12 protein-coding genes and 2 tRNA genes are annotated in these 16,611 nt (G+C 67.1%); 7 read left to right on the forward strand and 7 right to left on the reverse strand.

What is annotated here, in order from left to right; genetic code table 11:
- The first annotated feature begins 50 nt into the window (after positions 1 to 50).
- From CLN94_RS10200 to CLN94_RS10215, 4 genes are read left to right on the forward strand one after another with little or no spacing between them, the layout of a single operon-like run.
- The gene (locus CLN94_RS10200) at positions 51 to 2,144 is read left to right on the forward strand and encodes a TRAP transporter permease (RefSeq protein WP_096433839.1); all 2,094 of its coding nucleotides are present in this window, start codon (positions 51 to 53) and stop codon (positions 2,142 to 2,144) included.
- Positions 2,141 to 2,521: a DUF1850 domain-containing protein gene (locus CLN94_RS10205; RefSeq protein ID WP_096433841.1), complete on the forward strand. Its 381-nt coding sequence runs from the start codon at positions 2,141 to 2,143 to the stop codon at positions 2,519 to 2,521. The genes CLN94_RS10200 and CLN94_RS10205 overlap by 4 nt, the downstream gene beginning before the upstream one ends.
- A gap of 10 nt (positions 2,522 to 2,531) precedes the next feature.
- Positions 2,532 to 4,325 carry an ATP-binding protein gene (locus tag CLN94_RS10210; protein ID WP_096433843.1) on the forward strand — a complete coding sequence of 598 codons (1,794 nt, stop codon included), beginning with the start codon at positions 2,532 to 2,534 and terminating at the stop codon, positions 4,323 to 4,325.
- The gene (locus tag CLN94_RS10215) at positions 4,322 to 5,635 is read left to right on the forward strand and encodes a sigma-54-dependent transcriptional regulator (RefSeq protein WP_096433844.1); all 1,314 of its coding nucleotides are present in this window, start codon (positions 4,322 to 4,324) and stop codon (positions 5,633 to 5,635) included. Before CLN94_RS10210 ends, CLN94_RS10215 begins: the two co-directional genes overlap by 4 nt.
- Positions 5,636 to 5,667: 32 nt before the next feature.
- Here the strand turns inward: CLN94_RS10215 and CLN94_RS10220 are convergent.
- The 6 genes from CLN94_RS10220 to CLN94_RS10245 all read right to left on the reverse strand — a co-directional run bounded on the left by CLN94_RS10220 (position 5,668) and on the right by CLN94_RS10245 (position 10,582).
- A tRNA-Glu gene (locus CLN94_RS10220) sits at positions 5,668 to 5,742 on the reverse strand.
- Between the two features lie 20 nt (positions 5,743 to 5,762).
- A tRNA-Glu gene (locus CLN94_RS10225) sits at positions 5,763 to 5,837 on the reverse strand.
- Between the two features lie 105 nt (positions 5,838 to 5,942).
- Entirely contained in the window at positions 5,943 to 7,694 is a 1,752-nt protein-coding gene (gene recJ, locus CLN94_RS10230; protein WP_096433929.1) for a single-stranded-DNA-specific exonuclease RecJ, read from the reverse strand.
- A 179-nt stretch (positions 7,695 to 7,873) separates the two neighbouring features.
- Complete coding sequence (gene glpX / locus CLN94_RS10235; RefSeq protein ID WP_096433845.1) at positions 7,874 to 8,842, reverse strand: class II fructose-bisphosphatase; 969 nt, start codon at positions 8,840 to 8,842, stop codon at positions 7,874 to 7,876.
- A gap of 139 nt (positions 8,843 to 8,981) precedes the next feature.
- Positions 8,982 to 10,286 (reverse strand): homoserine dehydrogenase, encoded by a 1,305-nt coding sequence (locus tag CLN94_RS10240; protein ID WP_096433846.1) that lies wholly within the window; start codon positions 10,284 to 10,286, stop codon positions 8,982 to 8,984.
- 65 nt (positions 10,287 to 10,351) lie between these two features.
- On the reverse strand, positions 10,352 to 10,582 hold the full coding sequence (locus tag CLN94_RS10245; RefSeq protein WP_096433847.1) for a hypothetical protein: 231 nt from the start codon (positions 10,580 to 10,582) through the stop codon (positions 10,352 to 10,354).
- Between the two features lie 108 nt (positions 10,583 to 10,690).
- Between CLN94_RS10245 and CLN94_RS10250 the strand changes: the two genes are divergently transcribed.
- A complete protein-coding gene (locus tag CLN94_RS10250; protein ID WP_096433848.1) occupies positions 10,691 to 11,278 on the forward strand; it encodes a TetR/AcrR family transcriptional regulator in 588 nt (195 codons plus the stop codon).
- 135 nt (positions 11,279 to 11,413) lie between these two features.
- Here the strand turns inward: CLN94_RS10250 and CLN94_RS10255 are convergent, their stop codons facing one another.
- Positions 11,414 to 12,325: a pirin family protein gene (locus CLN94_RS10255; protein ID WP_096433849.1), complete on the reverse strand. Its 912-nt coding sequence runs from the start codon at positions 12,323 to 12,325 to the stop codon at positions 11,414 to 11,416.
- Positions 12,326 to 12,501: 176 nt separating this feature from the next.
- On the opposite strand from CLN94_RS10255, the gene dnaG reads away from it, so the two are divergent.
- Both dnaG and rpoD read left to right on the forward strand, forming a co-directional pair.
- Positions 12,502 to 14,451, forward strand: a complete 1,950-nt coding sequence (gene dnaG, locus CLN94_RS10260) for a DNA primase (RefSeq protein ID WP_096433850.1) — start codon at positions 12,502 to 12,504, stop codon at positions 14,449 to 14,451.
- A 178-nt stretch (positions 14,452 to 14,629) separates the two neighbouring features.
- Positions 14,630 to 16,603 carry an RNA polymerase sigma factor RpoD gene (gene rpoD / locus CLN94_RS10265; RefSeq protein ID WP_096433851.1) on the forward strand — a complete coding sequence of 658 codons (1,974 nt, stop codon included), beginning with the start codon at positions 14,630 to 14,632 and terminating at the stop codon, positions 16,601 to 16,603.
- Positions 16,604 to 16,611 lie beyond the last annotated feature (8 nt).

The following is a 16,611-nucleotide window of genomic DNA, read 5'->3' on the forward strand; positions in this document are numbered from 1 at the left end:
TCGGTACGCTCCGGGCCGGTCTCTTTGCGCGCATCCGGGAGGAGAACGGGATGAAAAGCGAAACGCATGAATTGCCCGAGGCCGATCTGGGCCTGCACGACCCGCTGGCCGAGAGCTTTCCGGCCAGTGTCGAGGGGCGGGCGCTGTTTTGGCTCGCGGTGGCCTTTTCGGGGTTCCAGATCTCGGTGGCGGCGCATCTGATCGACCTGCCGAGCCAGGTGGTGCGCGCGGTCCATGTGGGGTTCCTGATGGCGCTGGGCCTGCCGCTGCTGGCGATTGCCAAGCGCTGGGGCCGGGGCGGCAAGGCGCTGGCCTATGGGCTGGCGGGCATCGGCGTCGCGATCGCGGCCTATCAATGGATCGACTACACCGATCTTCTGATGCGCGCGGGCGATCCCTTGCCGCGCGACATCGTGTTCGGGGTTCTGGCGCTTGGCACGATCTTTTTCGCGGCCTGGGCGCTGATGGGCCCGGCGCTGCCGATCATCTCGGGCGTGTTCCTCAGCTATGCGCTTTGGGGCAACCATCTGCCCGCGCCGCTTGACCATCGCGGCTATGACGTGGCGCAGGTGATCGAGCATCTGACCTACGGCACCGAAGGCATCTATGGCATCCCGACCTATGTCTCGGCGACCTATATCTTTTTGTTCATCCTGTTCGGCGCTTTCCTCGAAAAGGCCGGGATGATCAAGCTGTTCACCGATGTCTCGCTTGGCCTTGTCGGCCACAAGATGGGGGGCGCGGCCAAGGTGTCGGTGCTGTCCTCGGGGCTGATGGGCACGATCTCGGGCTCTGGCGTGGCCAATGTCGTCACCACCGGGCAATTCACCATTCCCCTGATGAAAAGCTTCGGCTACCGCCCGGCCTTTGCCGGTGGCGTCGAGGCCACGGCCTCGATGGGCGGGCAGATCATGCCGCCGGTGATGGGGGCGGTGGCCTTCGTCATGGCCGAGACCTTGGGCGTCGAATATGTCGAGGTGGTCAAGGCGGCGCTGATCCCGGCGATCCTCTATTTCCTCGGCGTGTTCTGGATGGTTCATCTTGAGGCGGGCAAGCGCAACCTGCGCGGGCTGTCGCGCGACGAACTCCCCTCCGCCAAGGCCGCGCTGAAAGAGGGCTGGTTCCTGATCTTGCCGCTGGCGGTGCTCGTCTACCTGCTGTTTTCGGGCTATACGCCGCTGTTCGCGGGCACGGTGGGGCTGGCGCTGACCGGGCTCTTGATCATGGGCGGCTCGATCGCGCTGGGGCTGCCCTCGGGCCTGATCCGCACGATTTTCTGGATCTTCCTCGGCCTGATCGCAGCGGCCTTCTTCAAGTTCGGCCTGAATATCGTGCTGATCGCGCTGGCGGCGCTGATTGCGGTGAACCTGTTCAGCAAGGGCGGACGTGAAACGCTGGCGCTCTGCCGCGACAGTCTTGCCGAAGGCGCCAAGACCGCGCTGCCGGTGGGCATCGCCTGCGCGCTGGTCGGTGTGATCATCGGGGTGATGACGCTGACGGGTGCGGCCAATACCTTCGGGCAATATATCGTCGGCGTGGGCGAAAAGAGCCTGTTCCTGTCGCTGGTGCTGACGATGATCACCTGCATCGTTCTGGGCATGGGGATCCCGACCATCCCGAATTACATCATCACCTCCTCGATCGCCGGGCCTGCCCTGCTGGCGCTGGGGGTGCCGCTGATCGTCAGCCACATGTTCGTCTTTTACTTCGGCATTCTCGCGGACCTGACGCCGCCCGTGGCACTGGCCTGCTTTGCCGCCGCGCCCATTGCCAAGGAAAGCGGGCTGCGGATCAGCTTCGAGGCGGTGAAGGTTGCGGCTGCGGGCTTCGTCGTGCCCTTCATGGCGGTCTATACGCCCGCGCTGATGCTGCAAGACGGCGGGCCTCTGGCCGAGGCGATCGGCTATATTCCGGCGGTGGCCTATGTGGTGCTCAAAGCGCTGGTGGCGCTGGGGCTCTGGGGCGTGGCGGTGATCGGCTGGCTGGGTCGTCCGCTCGCGATCTGGGAGCGGGCTCTGGCGATGGCGGCGGCGTTTTCGCTGGTGGCCGCGCTCGCGATCACCGACGAGATCGGCTTTGCGCTGGCGCTGGCTTTCGGTGTGCTGATCTGGCTGCGCCGCAGGCAGGCGGGGGCTGCTGCATGAGCAGCTGCCTCATCGCCGGTGTGGTCATCATCGCGCTGGAATCGGGCGGCGGGTTTAGCCTCGAATGGACCCATTCCGTCGAGAAAGAAAGCTGGCGCGAAGACTGGCAGGTCTCTGACGGCCGGATGATCCTGCGCCGCGCGGCGGTGAAGGGATCGGGCGCGGGGATGGAACCCGGCCCCGACGGCTGGTTCGAAGACGGCTGGTGGGTCTGGGAACCCACGGCGCCGCCGGTCGCGGAACTGGTCCTTGCCGCCTCGGGCGAGACCCCCTCGGGATGGCGTCTTTGCGGGCGCGACTGCATCACCCTTGGCGCCGCCCCCGCAGAGCCGCTAGTCTTGCGCCCATGCCGGGGCGACGAAGCCGTCGGCGGCTAAGGGGGGAGGCATGGCGGCACGGGCTCGGCTCATGCGCGATCGCGGCGCGGCGCTTTGGGTCGCGGCGGCGGTGGTCTGCGTCGCGCTGGCCGCAGGCGCGCTGGCCTGGCGCGCGGCGCTGGCCGATATCGACGAGCGCCTCTACCAGAGCCTCATCCTGACGCTGCGCTCGCTGGAAACCGAGATCGACCGCTTTCGCTACCTGCCCAAGGTGACGGGCGAGGACGCGCGGATCCGTGCGGCGATCCAGTTGCCCTTCGACCCGGCCGCGATTGCGGCGGCGAACCGCTATCTTGAACGGGTGACCGAGCTGGCGGGGGCCAGCCATCTTTACCTGATGGATGCCGAGGGGCTCACGCTTGCGGCCTCGAACTGGCAGCTCGACGAAAGCTTTGTCGGGCAGAATTACAGCTTCCGGCCCTATTTCAAACAGGCGCTCGAGACCGGCGCGGGCGGGTTTTATGCAATCGGCGTGACGACGAAGACGCCGGGGTATTTCCTCTCGGCGCGGATCGAGGCGCCGGGGGGCGTGGTGGGCGTCGTGGTGGTCAAGGTTGACCTTGTGCCGCTGCAACGCGCCTGGGAGGCGGCGGGGCAGGCCACGGCGGTCGCGGATGCCGATGGCGTCGTCTTCCTGTCGGGCGTGACCGAGTGGCTTTATCGCCCGCTCAAGCCGCTGGCCGATGAGGCGCTGTCGCGGCTGGCCGCGCAGCGCACCTATCTTGAGGCCGATCTGGCGGGCGCCACGCCCTTGCTGGAAGGCTCGGCGGGCTGGATGCGGGACGGGTCGGGGCGGCGGCTGCGCGCGGGGTTGGTGCCGTTTGAAACCGACTGGCAAGTGGTCAGTGCGGCGCCGATGCGTCCGGCGCTGATGGCGGCTTTGGGCTGGGGCGGCGCGGCGGCGCTGGCCACGGCGCTGGGGCTTGGCCTTGCGAAAATTCAGCGCCAGCGCCGTCAGCTTGTTACCTTGCGGCTGCGCCAGTCCGAGATGCTCGAAGGCCAGGTCGCGATCCGCACGCAGCAATTGGCGCAGGAAATCGAGGCCCGCCGCGATGCCGAGGCCGATCTGCGCGCCGCGCAAGAAGGGCTGGTGCATTCGGAAAAGATGGCGGCGCTTGGCCGGATGTCGGCGGCGATCGTGCACGAACTCAGCCAGCCGCTGGCCGCGATGGAGGCGGTGCTGGCCGCTGCGGGGATCTCGATCGACGCCGGCGCGCCGCCCGAAAAGGCCGCGACCCGGATCGAGACCGCGCGCAACCTGATCCGGCGGATGCAGCGCACCACCAAGCATCTGAAAAGTTTCGCGCGCAAGGAGAGCGGCACACTTGAGGAAATCGACGCCCGTGCGGTGGCCGAAAGCGCGCTGGAACTGGTGCAGCCGCGGGCGCGGGCGGTGGGCATCTTGCCGGTGCTGGAGTCGGGCGGGCCGCTGATGGTGCGCGCGGGGCGGGTGCGGCTGGAACAGGTGCTGGTAAACCTCTTGCTGAATGCGCTTGATGCGGTCGAGGGGCAGGAGGGCGCTGAGATCGCGCTGAGCCTCGGGGTCGCCGGAAACAAGGCACGGATCGAGGTGCGCGACACTGGCCCCGGCATCTCGGCCGAAGACCTGCCGCGCGTGGTCGAGCCGTTCTTTTCCACCAAGACCAAGAGCGAGGGGCTGGGCCTTGGCCTTGCGATTTCGCAGGCCATCCTGTCTGAATTCGGCGGCCGGCTCGACATTTCCTCGCGGCCGGGCGAAGGCACGGTGATGGCGGCGATCCTGCCGCGCGTGGCGGGCGAAACCCTGCAGGAGATCGCGTCATGAGCGCCCTGATCCATCTGGTCGATGACGATGCCGATCACCGCGCGGCGCTCCTGGATCTGATCGACGCGGGCGGCTATCGCGGTGCGGCCTTTGCCTCGGCCGAGGCCGCGCTGGAGGCGCTGGCGGGTGGCGCGCGCCCCGATCTTCTGGTCAGCGACCTGCGGATGCCGGGCATGGATGGGTTCGCGCTGCTCGCGGCGCTGAAAGAGCGCTGGCCCGAGCTGCCCGTGGTGCTGATTACCGGCCATGGAGACGTGCCTCATGCGGTGCGCGCGATGCGGCTGGGGGCCGAGGATTTCCTGGAGAAACCCTATGACGCGGCGCATTTTCTGGCGGTGGTCGAGCGCGCCTTGCGGGCGGGGGAGACCCGGCGCGAAGTCGGGCGCTTGCAGGCGGAAATCAACCGGCGCGACGGGGCCGAAATTCTGGGTCAGTCCCACGCGATCGAGGCCTTGCGCGCCCGCATCGCGGCGCTGGGGCCCTTGGATATCGACGTGATCGTGACCGGCGAGACTGGCACCGGCAAGGAGTTGGTCGCGCGCGCCCTGCATGCCGCAAGCCCGCGTGCCGCTGGCCCCTTTGTCGCGGTGAATTGCGCGGCCTTGCCCGAAGCTCTGTTCGAGACCGAGATGTTCGGCCATGCCGCGGGCGCCTTTCCCGGCGCGCCCGAGAAAGCGGGCAAGCTGGAGGCCGCCTCGGGCGGCACGCTGGTTCTGGACGAGGTCGAGGCAATGCCCGCCGCGGCCCAGCCCAAGCTCTTGCGCGCGCTGCAGGAACGCGCGGTCGAACGGCTGGGTGAGAACACGCTGCGCCCGCTCGATCTGCGCATCGTGGCGCTGTCGAAAACCGATTTGCGCCCGCTCACGCTTGACGGCAGTTTCCGCGCCGATCTGTTCTATCGGCTCGCCGGGGCCGAGATCGGGCTGGACCCGCTGCGCGCGCTGGGCAATGACGTGCCGCTCTTGTTCAGCCATTTCGCTGAGTTGGCCGCGCGCCGCTATGGTCGCGCCTTGCCCGAGATCGGCTATGGGCTGCGTCAGCAGCTGATGCGCCGGCCCTGGCCGGGCAATGTGCGCGAGCTGAAGGCGCTGGCCGAACGCTTTGCGCTGGGGTTGGAGTTGCCCGATGCGCCCGCTGCGGCAGTGTCGGAGCCCGGCACGCTGGCCGACAAGGTCGCCGCCTATGAGGCCCGCGAAATTCGCGCGGCGCTGGAACGCGCGCGCGGGAACACCGAACGCGCGGCGCAGGCTCTGGGCATGGCGCGGCGCACGCTGAACGACAAGATCAGCCGGTACAAGATCCGCCTGTAGGGGGCGATCATTTCGGGAATGTCAGGGAAAAGTGGCAGCCCGTAGGGGAATCGAACCCCTCTTTCCAGGTTGAAAACCTGGCGTCCTAACCGATAGACGAACGGGCCACGCGGGCACGCGGCAGGAGTGGCAGCCCGTAGGGGAATCGAACCCCTCTTTCCAGGTTGAAAACCTGGCGTCCTAACCGATAGACGAACGGGCCATCGCTGCAGCGTGGGCGGTTCATACGGTAGCCGCATTTGCCGCGCAAGAGGTTTTTTCGCTTTTTCCGCATCGCGTTTGCGGGGCGCGCGATACGTCTGCCGGGTCAGGCGCGGGTGGCATCCTCAAGGCGCAGTTGGGGCTTGGATCGCCCGCCCCAGGTGTTGATTTCCAGTCGCCCGGCAAGGTGAAAGCGGTTCGCGCCGGGGTTGGAGAGAACCTCGCCCAAGGGGCCGTCAAAGGCACCGAACGCCACGCATTCAAGCTGCGCGCCGAGGCCGTCGCTCAGGCCAAACCGCAGGTGCGACTCGCCGATGCGCCGCGCGCCGCGAATCTCGCAGCCGGCAAAGGCGAACCGCGGCGCGGGCGCGCCCTGACCGAAGGGGCCGGCCTTGTCGAGTTCCTCGATCAGCGGAATCGTCGCGGCGCCGGGCATCAGCATCCCGTCGAGGCGCAGGTCGCGCGGCCCGCCCGCGCCCGCGCCCTGTTTTGCCAAAAGCTCGGAGAGGCGCGCCATCGCGGCTTCGAGCTTGGCCTCTTCCACGGTGAGGCCCGCCGCCATCCGGTGCCCGCCGCCCTTGAGCAAGAGCCCCTCGGCCGCGACGCGTTGCACCGCCGCGCCAAGGTCCACACCCGGTACCGAGCGGGCCGAGCCCTTGCCGATCCCGTCCTCCAGCCCGATCACCACGGCGGGGCGGTTCGTGGCCTCTTTCAGCCGCGCCGCGACAATGCCCACGACGCCCGGATGCCAGCCTTGCCCCGCAGCCCAGACCAGCGGCGCATCAAGCCCGCGCGCCTCGGCCTGCGCAAGCGCCGCGTCGCGCACGCGATTCTCGATCTCGCGCCGCTCGGTGTTGAGGAAATCGAGCCGCTCGGCCAGCGCCGCGGCCTCGTTCGGATCGTCGGTCGCCAGAAGCCGCGCGCCCAGATCCGCCGCGCCGATCCGCCCGCCCGCATTCACTCGCGGCCCGAGGATGAAGCCGAGATGATAGGCGGCGGGCGCCTGATCCATTCGCGCCACATCCGAGAGCGCGACCAGCCCCGGCCGCGCGCGCCGCGCCATCACCTTGAGGCCCTGGCGCACCAGCGCGCGATTGACCCCGATCAGCGGCGCCACATCCGCGACCGTGGCCAGCGCCACGAGATCGAGCAGAGCCATCAAATCGGGCCCCTGCACGCCCTCGGCGCGTAGCTGGCGGTTCGCCTCGACCAGCATCAGGAACACCACCGAGGCCGCGCAAAGATGCCCCAGATCGCCGCTTTCGTCCTGCCGGTTCGGGTTTACGCAGGCCAGCGCGGGGGGCAGGGTCTCGCCGCCGAGGTGATGGTCGAGGATCACCACGTCGGCCGGGCGCGCGGCGGCGACGGGGCCATGGCTCAGCGTGCCGCAATCGACGCAGATGATCAGCGAATGGGCCGCGCCAAGGGCGGCCATCGCGGGCTCGTTCGGGCCATAGCCCTCGTCGATCCGGTCGGGGATATAGAGCGTCGCCTCGCGCCCCATCGCGCGCAGCCAATGGATCAAAAGCGCCGCCGACGATCCGCCATCGACGTCGTAATCGGCAAAGATCGCGATCTTTTCGCGGTTCTTTACTGCCGCCAGAAACCGCGTCGCCGCCACGCCCATGTCGCGCAGCTTCAGCGGGTCGGGCAAAAGCTCGCGCAGGGTGGGTTCCAGAAAGCCCATCGCGTCTTCGGGCGCGACCCCGCGCGAGACCAGCACCCGTGCCAGCGCCGGGGGCAGGGCGGTCGCCTGCACCATCGCCTCGGTCAGCCGCTCGGCCTCGGGCGACGGCCCGACCCAACGCCGCCCGTTCAGCGATGCCTCAACGCCCAGAAATGCCGATGCCTGTTCCATGACTTCCTCTTGCCAAAAAACCGAAGGCCCCGCCAGAGGCAGGGCCATGCTTTCATCGAGCGAGATATACTCCGGGGGGTGAGGCGGGGAAACGAGCCCCCCGGTGGACGGATCGCCCGCCGAACGCCCGAAGCCCTGCGCAGGGCCGAGGGGGCAGCGCCCCCCTTGCGTCGCCGGGATCAGCGCTTGATCGGGTTGCGATAGACCATGCGCCGCACCGAGCCGGTTTTCGAGCGCATCAGGATGGTTTCGGTCTCGATGTAGTTCGGCTCACGCTTGACGCCGCGCACGATCGAGCCGTTGGTCACGCCGGTGGCGGCAAAGATCACGTCCGCGCGCACCATTTCGTCGCGGGTGTAGATCTTGTTCAGGTCGGTGATGCCGGCCTTGGCGGCGCGGGCTTTCTCGTCGTCGTTGCGGAACACGAGCTGGCCCCACATCTGGCCGCCCATGCATTTCAGCGCGGAGGCCGCCAGCACGCCCTCGGGCGCGCCGCCCTGGCCCATGTACATGTCGATGCCGGTGATCAGCGGTTCGGCGCAATGGATCACGCCGGCCACGTCGCCATCGGTGATCAGCCGGATTGCGGCGCCGGTTTCGCGGACTTCGCGGATCATTTCTTCGTGGCGCGGACGCTCGAGGATGCAGACGGTGATGTCGGTCGGCTTCACGCCCTGCGCCTTGGCCAGCGCCAGCACGCGCTCGGTCGGGGTCATTTCGAGGCTGACGACATCGGTCGCATAGCCCGGCCCGATGGCGAGCTTGTCCATATAGGTGTCGGGCGCATGCAGCATCGTGCCACGCGGCGCCATCGCGATGACGGTCAGGGCGTTCGGCATGTCTTTCGCGGTCAGCGTGGTGCCTTCGAGCGGGTCGAGCGCGATATCCACCGCCGGGCCGTTGCCGGTGCCGACCTCTTCACCGATATAGAGCATCGGCGCCTCGTCGCGCTCGCCCTCGCCGATCACCACGGTGCCCGCGATGTCGAGCAGGTTGAGCTGGTCGCGCATGGCGTTCACCGCGGCCTGATCGGCGGCTTTTTCATCGCCGCGCCCGATCAGCGTGGCGGAGGCATGGGCGGCCGCTTCGGACACGCGGGCAAGCCCGAGCGAGAGCAGGCGGTCGGCGAATTCGGTCGGAGAGGTCATGGGACTGTCCTGTCTGGAACTGAACGATACACGCCCGAAGGCGTCTGGATTTGTCGCGGGCCACAAAGACCCAAAGCGCCCCGAAGGGCAAGTCTGGGAACGCTAACGCGGGCGAAAACGGCGGTTTTCGCCCCGCTGCTCAGAGTTCCTCGATCCGGATCGCGACCGGTTCGCCCTCGACGACGCCGGTGCGCGGGAAATTCGAGATCGCGGTGTCGATCGCGTCGCGCATGGTCTTGTGGGTGACGATCAGCACCGGCGCCGAGGTGTCGGCATGGCCGTATTGGCGCATCCGGCTGATCGAGATGCCCGCGTCGCCCAGAACCGCCGCCACCTTGGCCAGCGCGCCGGGTTTGTCCAGCAGCTGCAGGCGCAGGTAATAGGGCGCGGGCGCTGCGGCCACGGCCGATTGTGCCTGTTTCAGCGAAGCGGCCGGCTGGCCGAAGGTCGGCAGGCGCAGCCCGCGCGCGATATCGGTCACATCGCCCATCACCGCGCTGGCCGTCGGGCCTTCGCCCGCGCCCGCGCCGCGCAGCACGATCTGCCCGACCGAGTCGCCTTCGAGCACGACCATGTTGGTTCCGCCGGTCAACTGCCCGAGCGGCGAGGAGGCCGGCACGAGGCAGGGCGTCATCCGCTGTTCGAGCCCGCGACCCGTCATCTGCGCCACGCCCAGAAGCTTGATCTTGTAGCCCATGTCGCCCGCGCGACGGATATCGTCGATCGAGATCTTGCCGATACCTTCCAGCACCACATCGTCAAAGGCGACCTTGGTGCCAAAGGCGATCGCGGCCAGAATCGAGAGCTTGTGCCCCGCGTCGATCCCGCCCACGTCCAGGTTCGGGTCGGCCTCAAGGTAGCCCAGCTGGTTCGCCTCTTCGAAGACGATGTCATAGGGCAGGCCCGCGTCTTCCATGCGGGTCAGGATATAGTTGCAGGTGCCGTTCATCACGCCCATCACGCGGCGCATCTGGTTGCCCGCCAGCCCCTCGGTCAGCGTCTTGATGACCGGGATGCCACCGGCGACGGCGGCTTCGAAACGGATCGTGCGGCCCAGGCTCTCGGCCAGCTCGGCCAGCTCCTGCCCGTGATGCGCCAAAAGCGCCTTGTTCGCGGTGACCACATCCTTGCCCGCCTTCAGCGCGGCGATCGTCGCCTCGCGCGCGGCGCCTTCATGCCCGCCCATCAGCTCGACGAAGACATCGACATCCGCGCGCGTGGCCAGCGCCACGGGGTCGGTTTCCCAGGCGTAATTCGACAGATCGGCATCGCGGTTCTTCGAGCGGTCGCGCGCGGAAACGGCGGTGATTTCGACCGGGCGGCCAGTGCGCGCCGAGAGCATCTCGGCATGGCGCTGGACGATTTTCACGACGCCGATGCCGACAGTGCCAAGGCCTGCGATGCCAAGACGGAGCGCGGGGCCGGAAGCGGTCGGGGCGGACATGGGAACCTCGTCGAAATCTGTTGCTGCGCCCTGTTACACCGCAAGCGGCGGGCTTGCAACGCGCGCTATTCGACGCTGGCCGGAAGGCTGCCGGGTGGGATCACCGGGCCACGCAAACCGGCTGCGCGGGCCCTGAGGGCGGCAGCGCGCGCCGACAGATCGCCCGTGGCCGAGGTCTCGGGGGCGGGGGTGCCCAGAATCTGCGCCTGCGGCAAGAGCGCGGGGTAATCGCCTTCGGTGTCGCCGCCGCAACTGGCCACTACACCAAGCGCAAGGATCGGGATCAGGGCGCGCATCTTGCCTCCTTCGGGTTCGCGCCGAGACTAAGCCCTCGCGCCGCCCGTGACCAGAGCCAAGCGCGGTTTCGGTTTGCGGGTGAACAGCCGTTCAGTTAGCGTGGCGCCATGGCACGCAAGACAGGTTCCCATTCCGAAATCACCGGCCCGCGCATCCGCGCCGAGGCGCAACGGCTTTTTGCCCGTCACGGCTTTGCCGCCGTATCGATGCGCCAGATCGCGGCGGCGGTGGGCGTGCAGGCGGGCGCGCTCTATCTCTACACGCCCGACAAGGAAGCGCTGCTTTTCGACCTGCTGAAAACCCACATGGACGGCCTTCTGGCGGCCTGGGCCGAAGAGCCCAAGGGCGAGGGCGCGCGGGCCCGCCTCGAGGCCTTCGTGCGGTTCCATATCCGCTACAACCTCGAACGCGCCGAGGCGGTGTTCCTGAGCTACATGGAGCTGCGCAACCTCGGCCCCGAGAATTTCGCGGTGATCGAGGGGCTGCGCAAGACCTACGAGACCGAGCTTGAAGCCATCCTCAAGGCGGGTCAGGCCGAGGGCGTATTCGACCTGCCCGACAGCAAACTCGCGACGATGGCGATCATCGCGATGTTGACCGGGGTAAATACGTGGTTCCGGGCCGGCGGGCGCCTCTCGCGCGAGACGGTCGAGGCGATCTATTGGGACATGGTGCGCAAGGCGGTTAGCGCCTGAAAAGGGGGGCGCTGCCCCCCTCGGCGCAAGGCGCCTCACCCCCCGGAGTATTTCGTGCTCGATGAAAGGGCAGGCCCCCTTTCATTTTGCCGATAAATATCCCGGGGGAGGCCGCAGGCCGGGGGCAGAGCCCCCTTAATGTTGCGGCTTGATGAAGGTGCCGTTGCGCAGCTCGCGGAAGGCGGTTTGAAGCTCTTCCTTGGTGTTCATCACGATCGGCCCGTGCCAGGCGACGGGCTCCTGGATCGGTGCACCCGCGATCAGCAGGAACCGCGCGCCTTCCTCGCCCGCCTGCACCACGATCTCGTCGCCGGTGCCAAAGCGCACCAGCGTGCGGTTGCCCGAGAGGTCGCGGATATTAACTTCCTGGCCCATCACCTCTTTCTCCAGCAGAACGCCCTCGGGGCGCGAGGCATCGGCAAAGGCGGCGGCACCTTCGAAGACATAGGCGAAGGTCGAGCGGTAGGTGTCGATGCGGAAGCGCTTCTTCACCCCCGGCGGCAGCGAGATGTCGAGATAGAGCGGATCGGCGGCGATGCCGTCGACCGGGCCGCGCTTGCCCCAGAACTCGCCCACGACGACGCGCAGCCGCGTGCCATCATCGTCGATCACCTCGGGGATCTCGCCCGATTTCACATCCTGATAGCGCGGCGCCGTCATCTTGAGGTCCGAGGGCAGGTTGGCCCAGAGCTGAAATCCGTGCATCTGGCCCTTGGCGTTGCCGGTCGGCATTTCCTGATGCAGGATGCCCGAGCCCGCCGTCATCCATTGCACATCCCCCGCGCCGAGGCTGCCCGAATTGCCGAGGCTGTCGCCATGCTCGACCGAGCCGGCGAGCACATAGGTGATGGTCTCGATGCCGCGATGCGGATGCCAGGGAAAGCCCGCGAGGTAATCCGAGGGCTTCTCGCCCCGGAAATCGTCGAACAGCAGGAACGGGTCGCATTCGGAAGGGTCGGCAAAGCCGAAGGCGCGGTGCAGGTGCACGCCCGCGCCTTCCAGCGTCGGGCGGGCCTTGCGGGTATCGAGGACGGGGCGGATCGACATGGTCTGTCTCCTGTTCAGGCCCGGAGGGGCGGCGTTCAGACAAATCTAGGGCTTGGCGCGGTTTCGGCAAAGAGGCGCAGGGGCAGAGCGGCTGCGCGCCTTTGCACAGTCCGGCAAGCGTCGCGCGCGCCTATCGGGGCTCTCGACTCTTCGCCCTCTGGGGCCAATATAGGGCCATGAGCTTGCCGCCCGGATTCCTCGACGAATTGCGCACCCGTGTCTCGATCGCCTCGGTGGTCGGGCGCAAGGTCACGTGGGATATGCGCAAGTCGAATATCGGTAAGGGCGACATGTGGGCGCCATGTCCGTTCCACCATGAGAAAAGTGCGTCTTTTCATGTGGATGACAAGAAGGGCTATTATTACTGCTTCGGCTGCCACGCGAAGGGCGACGCGCTGAGTTTCGTGCGCGAGACCGAGAATGTCGGCTTCATGGAGGCGGTGGAGATCCTCGCGCAAGAGGCCGGGATGAAGATGCCCGAGCGCGACCCGCGCGAGGCGCAGCGCGCCGACCGGCGCAGCGAATTGGCCGAGGTGATGGAGCAGGCGGTGCGGTTCTTCCGCCTGCAACTCGCGACGCAGGCGGGGGCTGAGGCACGTGATTACCTCGCGCGGCGGCGGCTTTCGCCCGAGGCGCAGGCCCGATTCGAGATTGGATTCGCGCCCGCCGGATGGCAGGGTCTGTGGGAGGCGCTGCGCGGGCAGGGCGTCTCGGAGGAGCTGATCCTTGCTGCCGGGCTGGCGCGGGCGAGCCAGCAGGGCAAGGCGCCCTATGACACGTTCCGCAATCGCATCATGTTCCCGATCCGCGATCCGCGCGGGCGCTGTATCGCCTTTGGCGGGCGTGCGATGGACCCGAGCGACCCCGCGAAATACATCAACTCGCCCGAGACCGAGCTCTTCGACAAGGGGCGCACGCTGTATAACCACGGTCCCGCGCGCGAGGCGGCGGGCAAGGGCGCGCAGCTGATCGTGGCCGAGGGCTACATGGACGTGATCGCGCTGGTCGAGGCGGGGTTCGGGGGCGCGGTGGCGCCGCTGGGCACCGCTGTGACCGAGGATCAGCTGCGGCTCCTCTGGCGCATCCATGACGAGCCGATCGTGGCGCTTGATGGCGATGCGGCGGGGCAGAAGGCGGCGCTGCGCGTCGTCGATCTGGCGCTGCCGCTGCTGGAGGCGGGCAAGGCGCTGCGGATCGCGATGATGCCGGCGGGGCTGGACCCGGACGACCTGATCAAGGCGCAGGGCCGCGAGGCGATGCAGAAGGTGCTCGATGGTGCCGAGCCGATGGTCAAGCTGCTCTGGGCGCGCGCGACCGAGGGCAAGAACTTTGACAGCCCCGAGCGGCGCGCCGCGCTGGACAAGCGCCTGCGCGAGGAATTGCGGCGCATCGCCGACCTCTCGATCCGCGGCCATTACGGCGAAGAGATCAAGCGGCTGCGCGCCGAGCTGTTCACGCCGGGCCGCAAGAGTAGCGAGGCAGGGCCTGCACGCGCGCCTTGGCGGCCCTCGGGCGGGCGGGGCGCCTGGCGCGCCCCGGCAGAACCCTTGCCTGCGACGCGCGCCTCGCTCTTGGCGGCGGCGCCGGGCGACGAGGTGGCCGAGCACCTGCGCGAGGCGATGGTGCTGGGCATTTGCGTGGCCCATCCCGCGCTCATTGCCATCTTCGAAAGCCAGCTTGAGCGCGTGCCGCTTGCAGACCCCGCGCATGACCGGCTGCGCCACGAAATGCTGCTCTGCGCCCATGACGCGCCTGAAGAGATTGCCGAAACCTTGCGCCAGCGTGCGGGGGCCGAGCTTGAAAAGCTGATGAACCTGCCCCATCTGAAATCGGCGCCACCGGTGCGCAAGGCTGACGACCTCGAACTGGCGCGAATGTGCCTTGCCGAGGAGCTGGCCAAGCTGGCGGCGGCGCGGGCCGTGCGTTCCGAGATCGAGGAGGCGATGGAGGAGATCGAGGGGCTGGCCAATGAGGGCATCACCTTCCGGCTGGGAGAGGCCACCAAGGCACGCCACCAGGCCGAACGCTCGAAGCTCGACGATAATTCCGACATGGGCGAAGACCGCAACGCCCTGTCGGCCCAGCTCCAGGCCCTGATCGACGCGCAGGTCTGGCGCAAGAAATAAGCGCCCCTGCCCGTAAATGCGCCGGGCATGGGCAAACCCGCAGAGCCTTCGGGGGCAGAGGAATTGTGAATGATTCGCCCCTGTGATTCGTTTTGACGATTCGATACAACCGACAGGTATGATTCGACTCGCGCCCGCCCGCGATCCCGGCACCGCCCGGACCGACCAAGGAGCCCCCATGGCCGCTAAAGACATCGAAGAGAACAAGCCCGAGACCGATAGCGACGAGGATACCTCGTTCGACATGTCGAAGGCGGCAGTCAAACGGATGATCGCCGAGGCGCGCGAAAAGGGCTTCATCACCTATGACGAGCTGAACAAGGTGATGCCGCCCGATCAGGTTTCGGGCGACCAGATCGAAGACGTGATGTCGATGCTCTCGGAGATGGGCATCAACGTGGTCGAGGCCGAAGAGGCCGAAGAGGAAAACAGCAACGAGGTCGCGACGACCGAAAGCGGCTCGCGCGAGGTGGCGGTGGCGACCACCACGACCGAGACGCTCGATCGCACCGACGACCCGGTGCGCATGTATCTGCGCGAGATGGGCTCGGTCGAGCTGCTGAGCCGCGAGGGCGAGATCGCCATCGCGAAACGCATCGAGGCTGGCCGCAACACGATGATCCTGGGGCTTTGCGAAAGCCCGCTGACCTTCCAGGCAATCACCATCTGGCGCGACGAACTTCTGAACGAAGACATCCTCCTGCGCGACGTGATCGACCTCGAGGCGACCTTCGGCAACTCGCTTGATGACGAGGAAGACGACGGTATCGAGGTGAACGAAGTCGAGGGCGAAGAGAAATCCGAGCGCAGCGACGAGCCCGAGCTTGATGCCGACGGCAACCCGATCCAGTCCGACGAGGATGATGAGGACGAAGGCGCGAACCTCTCGCTGGCCGCGATGGAGGCGACGCTCAAGCCGCGCGTTCTGGAAACCCTCGAACTGATCGCGCGCGATTACGCGACGCTGGCCGAGATGCAGGACCTGCGGATGTCGGCGACGCTGAACGAGGACGGCTCCTTCACCGTTTCCGAAGAAGCCGCCTATCAGAAGCTGCGCTCCGAGATCGTCGAGCTGGTGAACGGGCTGCACCTGCACAACAACCGGATCGAGGCGCTGATCGACCAGCTCTACGGCATCAATCGCAAGATCATGTCGATCGACTCGAATATGGTGAAGCTGGCCGACCAGGCGCGCATCAACCGTCAGGAATTCATTCAGGAATATCGCGGCTACGAGCTTGACCCGACCTGGCTCGACCGGATGAACGACAAGGCCGGCCGTGGCTGGCAGGCGCTGATGGAGCGTTCGCGCGACAAGATCGAGGATCTGCGCGGCGACATGGCGCAAGTCGGCCAATATGTCGGCGTCGACATCTCCGAATTCCGCCGCATCGTGAACCAGGTGCAGAAGGGCGAGAAAGAAGCCCGTCAGGCCAAGAAGGAAATGGTCGAGGCGAACCTGCGTCTGGTGATCTCGATCGCCAAGAAATACACCAACCGCGGGCTGCAATTCCTCGACCTCATTCAGGAAGGCAACATCGGCCTGATGAAGGCCGTGGACAAGTTCGAGTACCGCCGCGGCTACAAATTCTCGACCTATGCGACCTGGTGGATCCGTCAGGCGATCACCCGCTCGATCGCCGATCAGGCGCGCACCATCCGTATTCCGGTCCACATGATCGAGACGATCAACAAGCTGGTGCGCACCGGCCGTCAGATGCTCCACGAAATCGGCCGCGAGCCGACGCCCGAGGAACTGGCCGAAAAGCTGCAGATGCCGCTCGAAAAGGTCCGCAAGGTGATGAAGATCGCCAAGGAGCCGATCTCGCTCGAAACGCCGATCGGCGACGAGGAAGACAGCCAGCTTGGCGATTTCATCGAGGACAAGAACGCGATCCTGCCGCTGGATTCGGCCATTCAGGAGAACCTGAAGGAAACCACGACCCGCGTTCTGGCAAGCCTCACGCCCCGCGAAGAACGCGTGCTGCGCATGCGCTTCGGCATCGGCATGAACACCGACCACACGCTGGAAGAAGTGGGTCAGCAGTTCTCGGTCACCCGCGAACGCATCCGCCAGATCGAGGCGAAGGCCCTGCGCAAGCTGAAACACCCGAGCCGAAGCCGCAAACTCCGCAGCTTCCTCGACCAGTAAAAAGGCGC

The organism is Pseudothioclava arenosa, from assembly GCF_002358085.1.
Lineage (GTDB): Bacteria > Pseudomonadota > Alphaproteobacteria > Rhodobacterales > Rhodobacteraceae > Pseudothioclava > Pseudothioclava arenosa.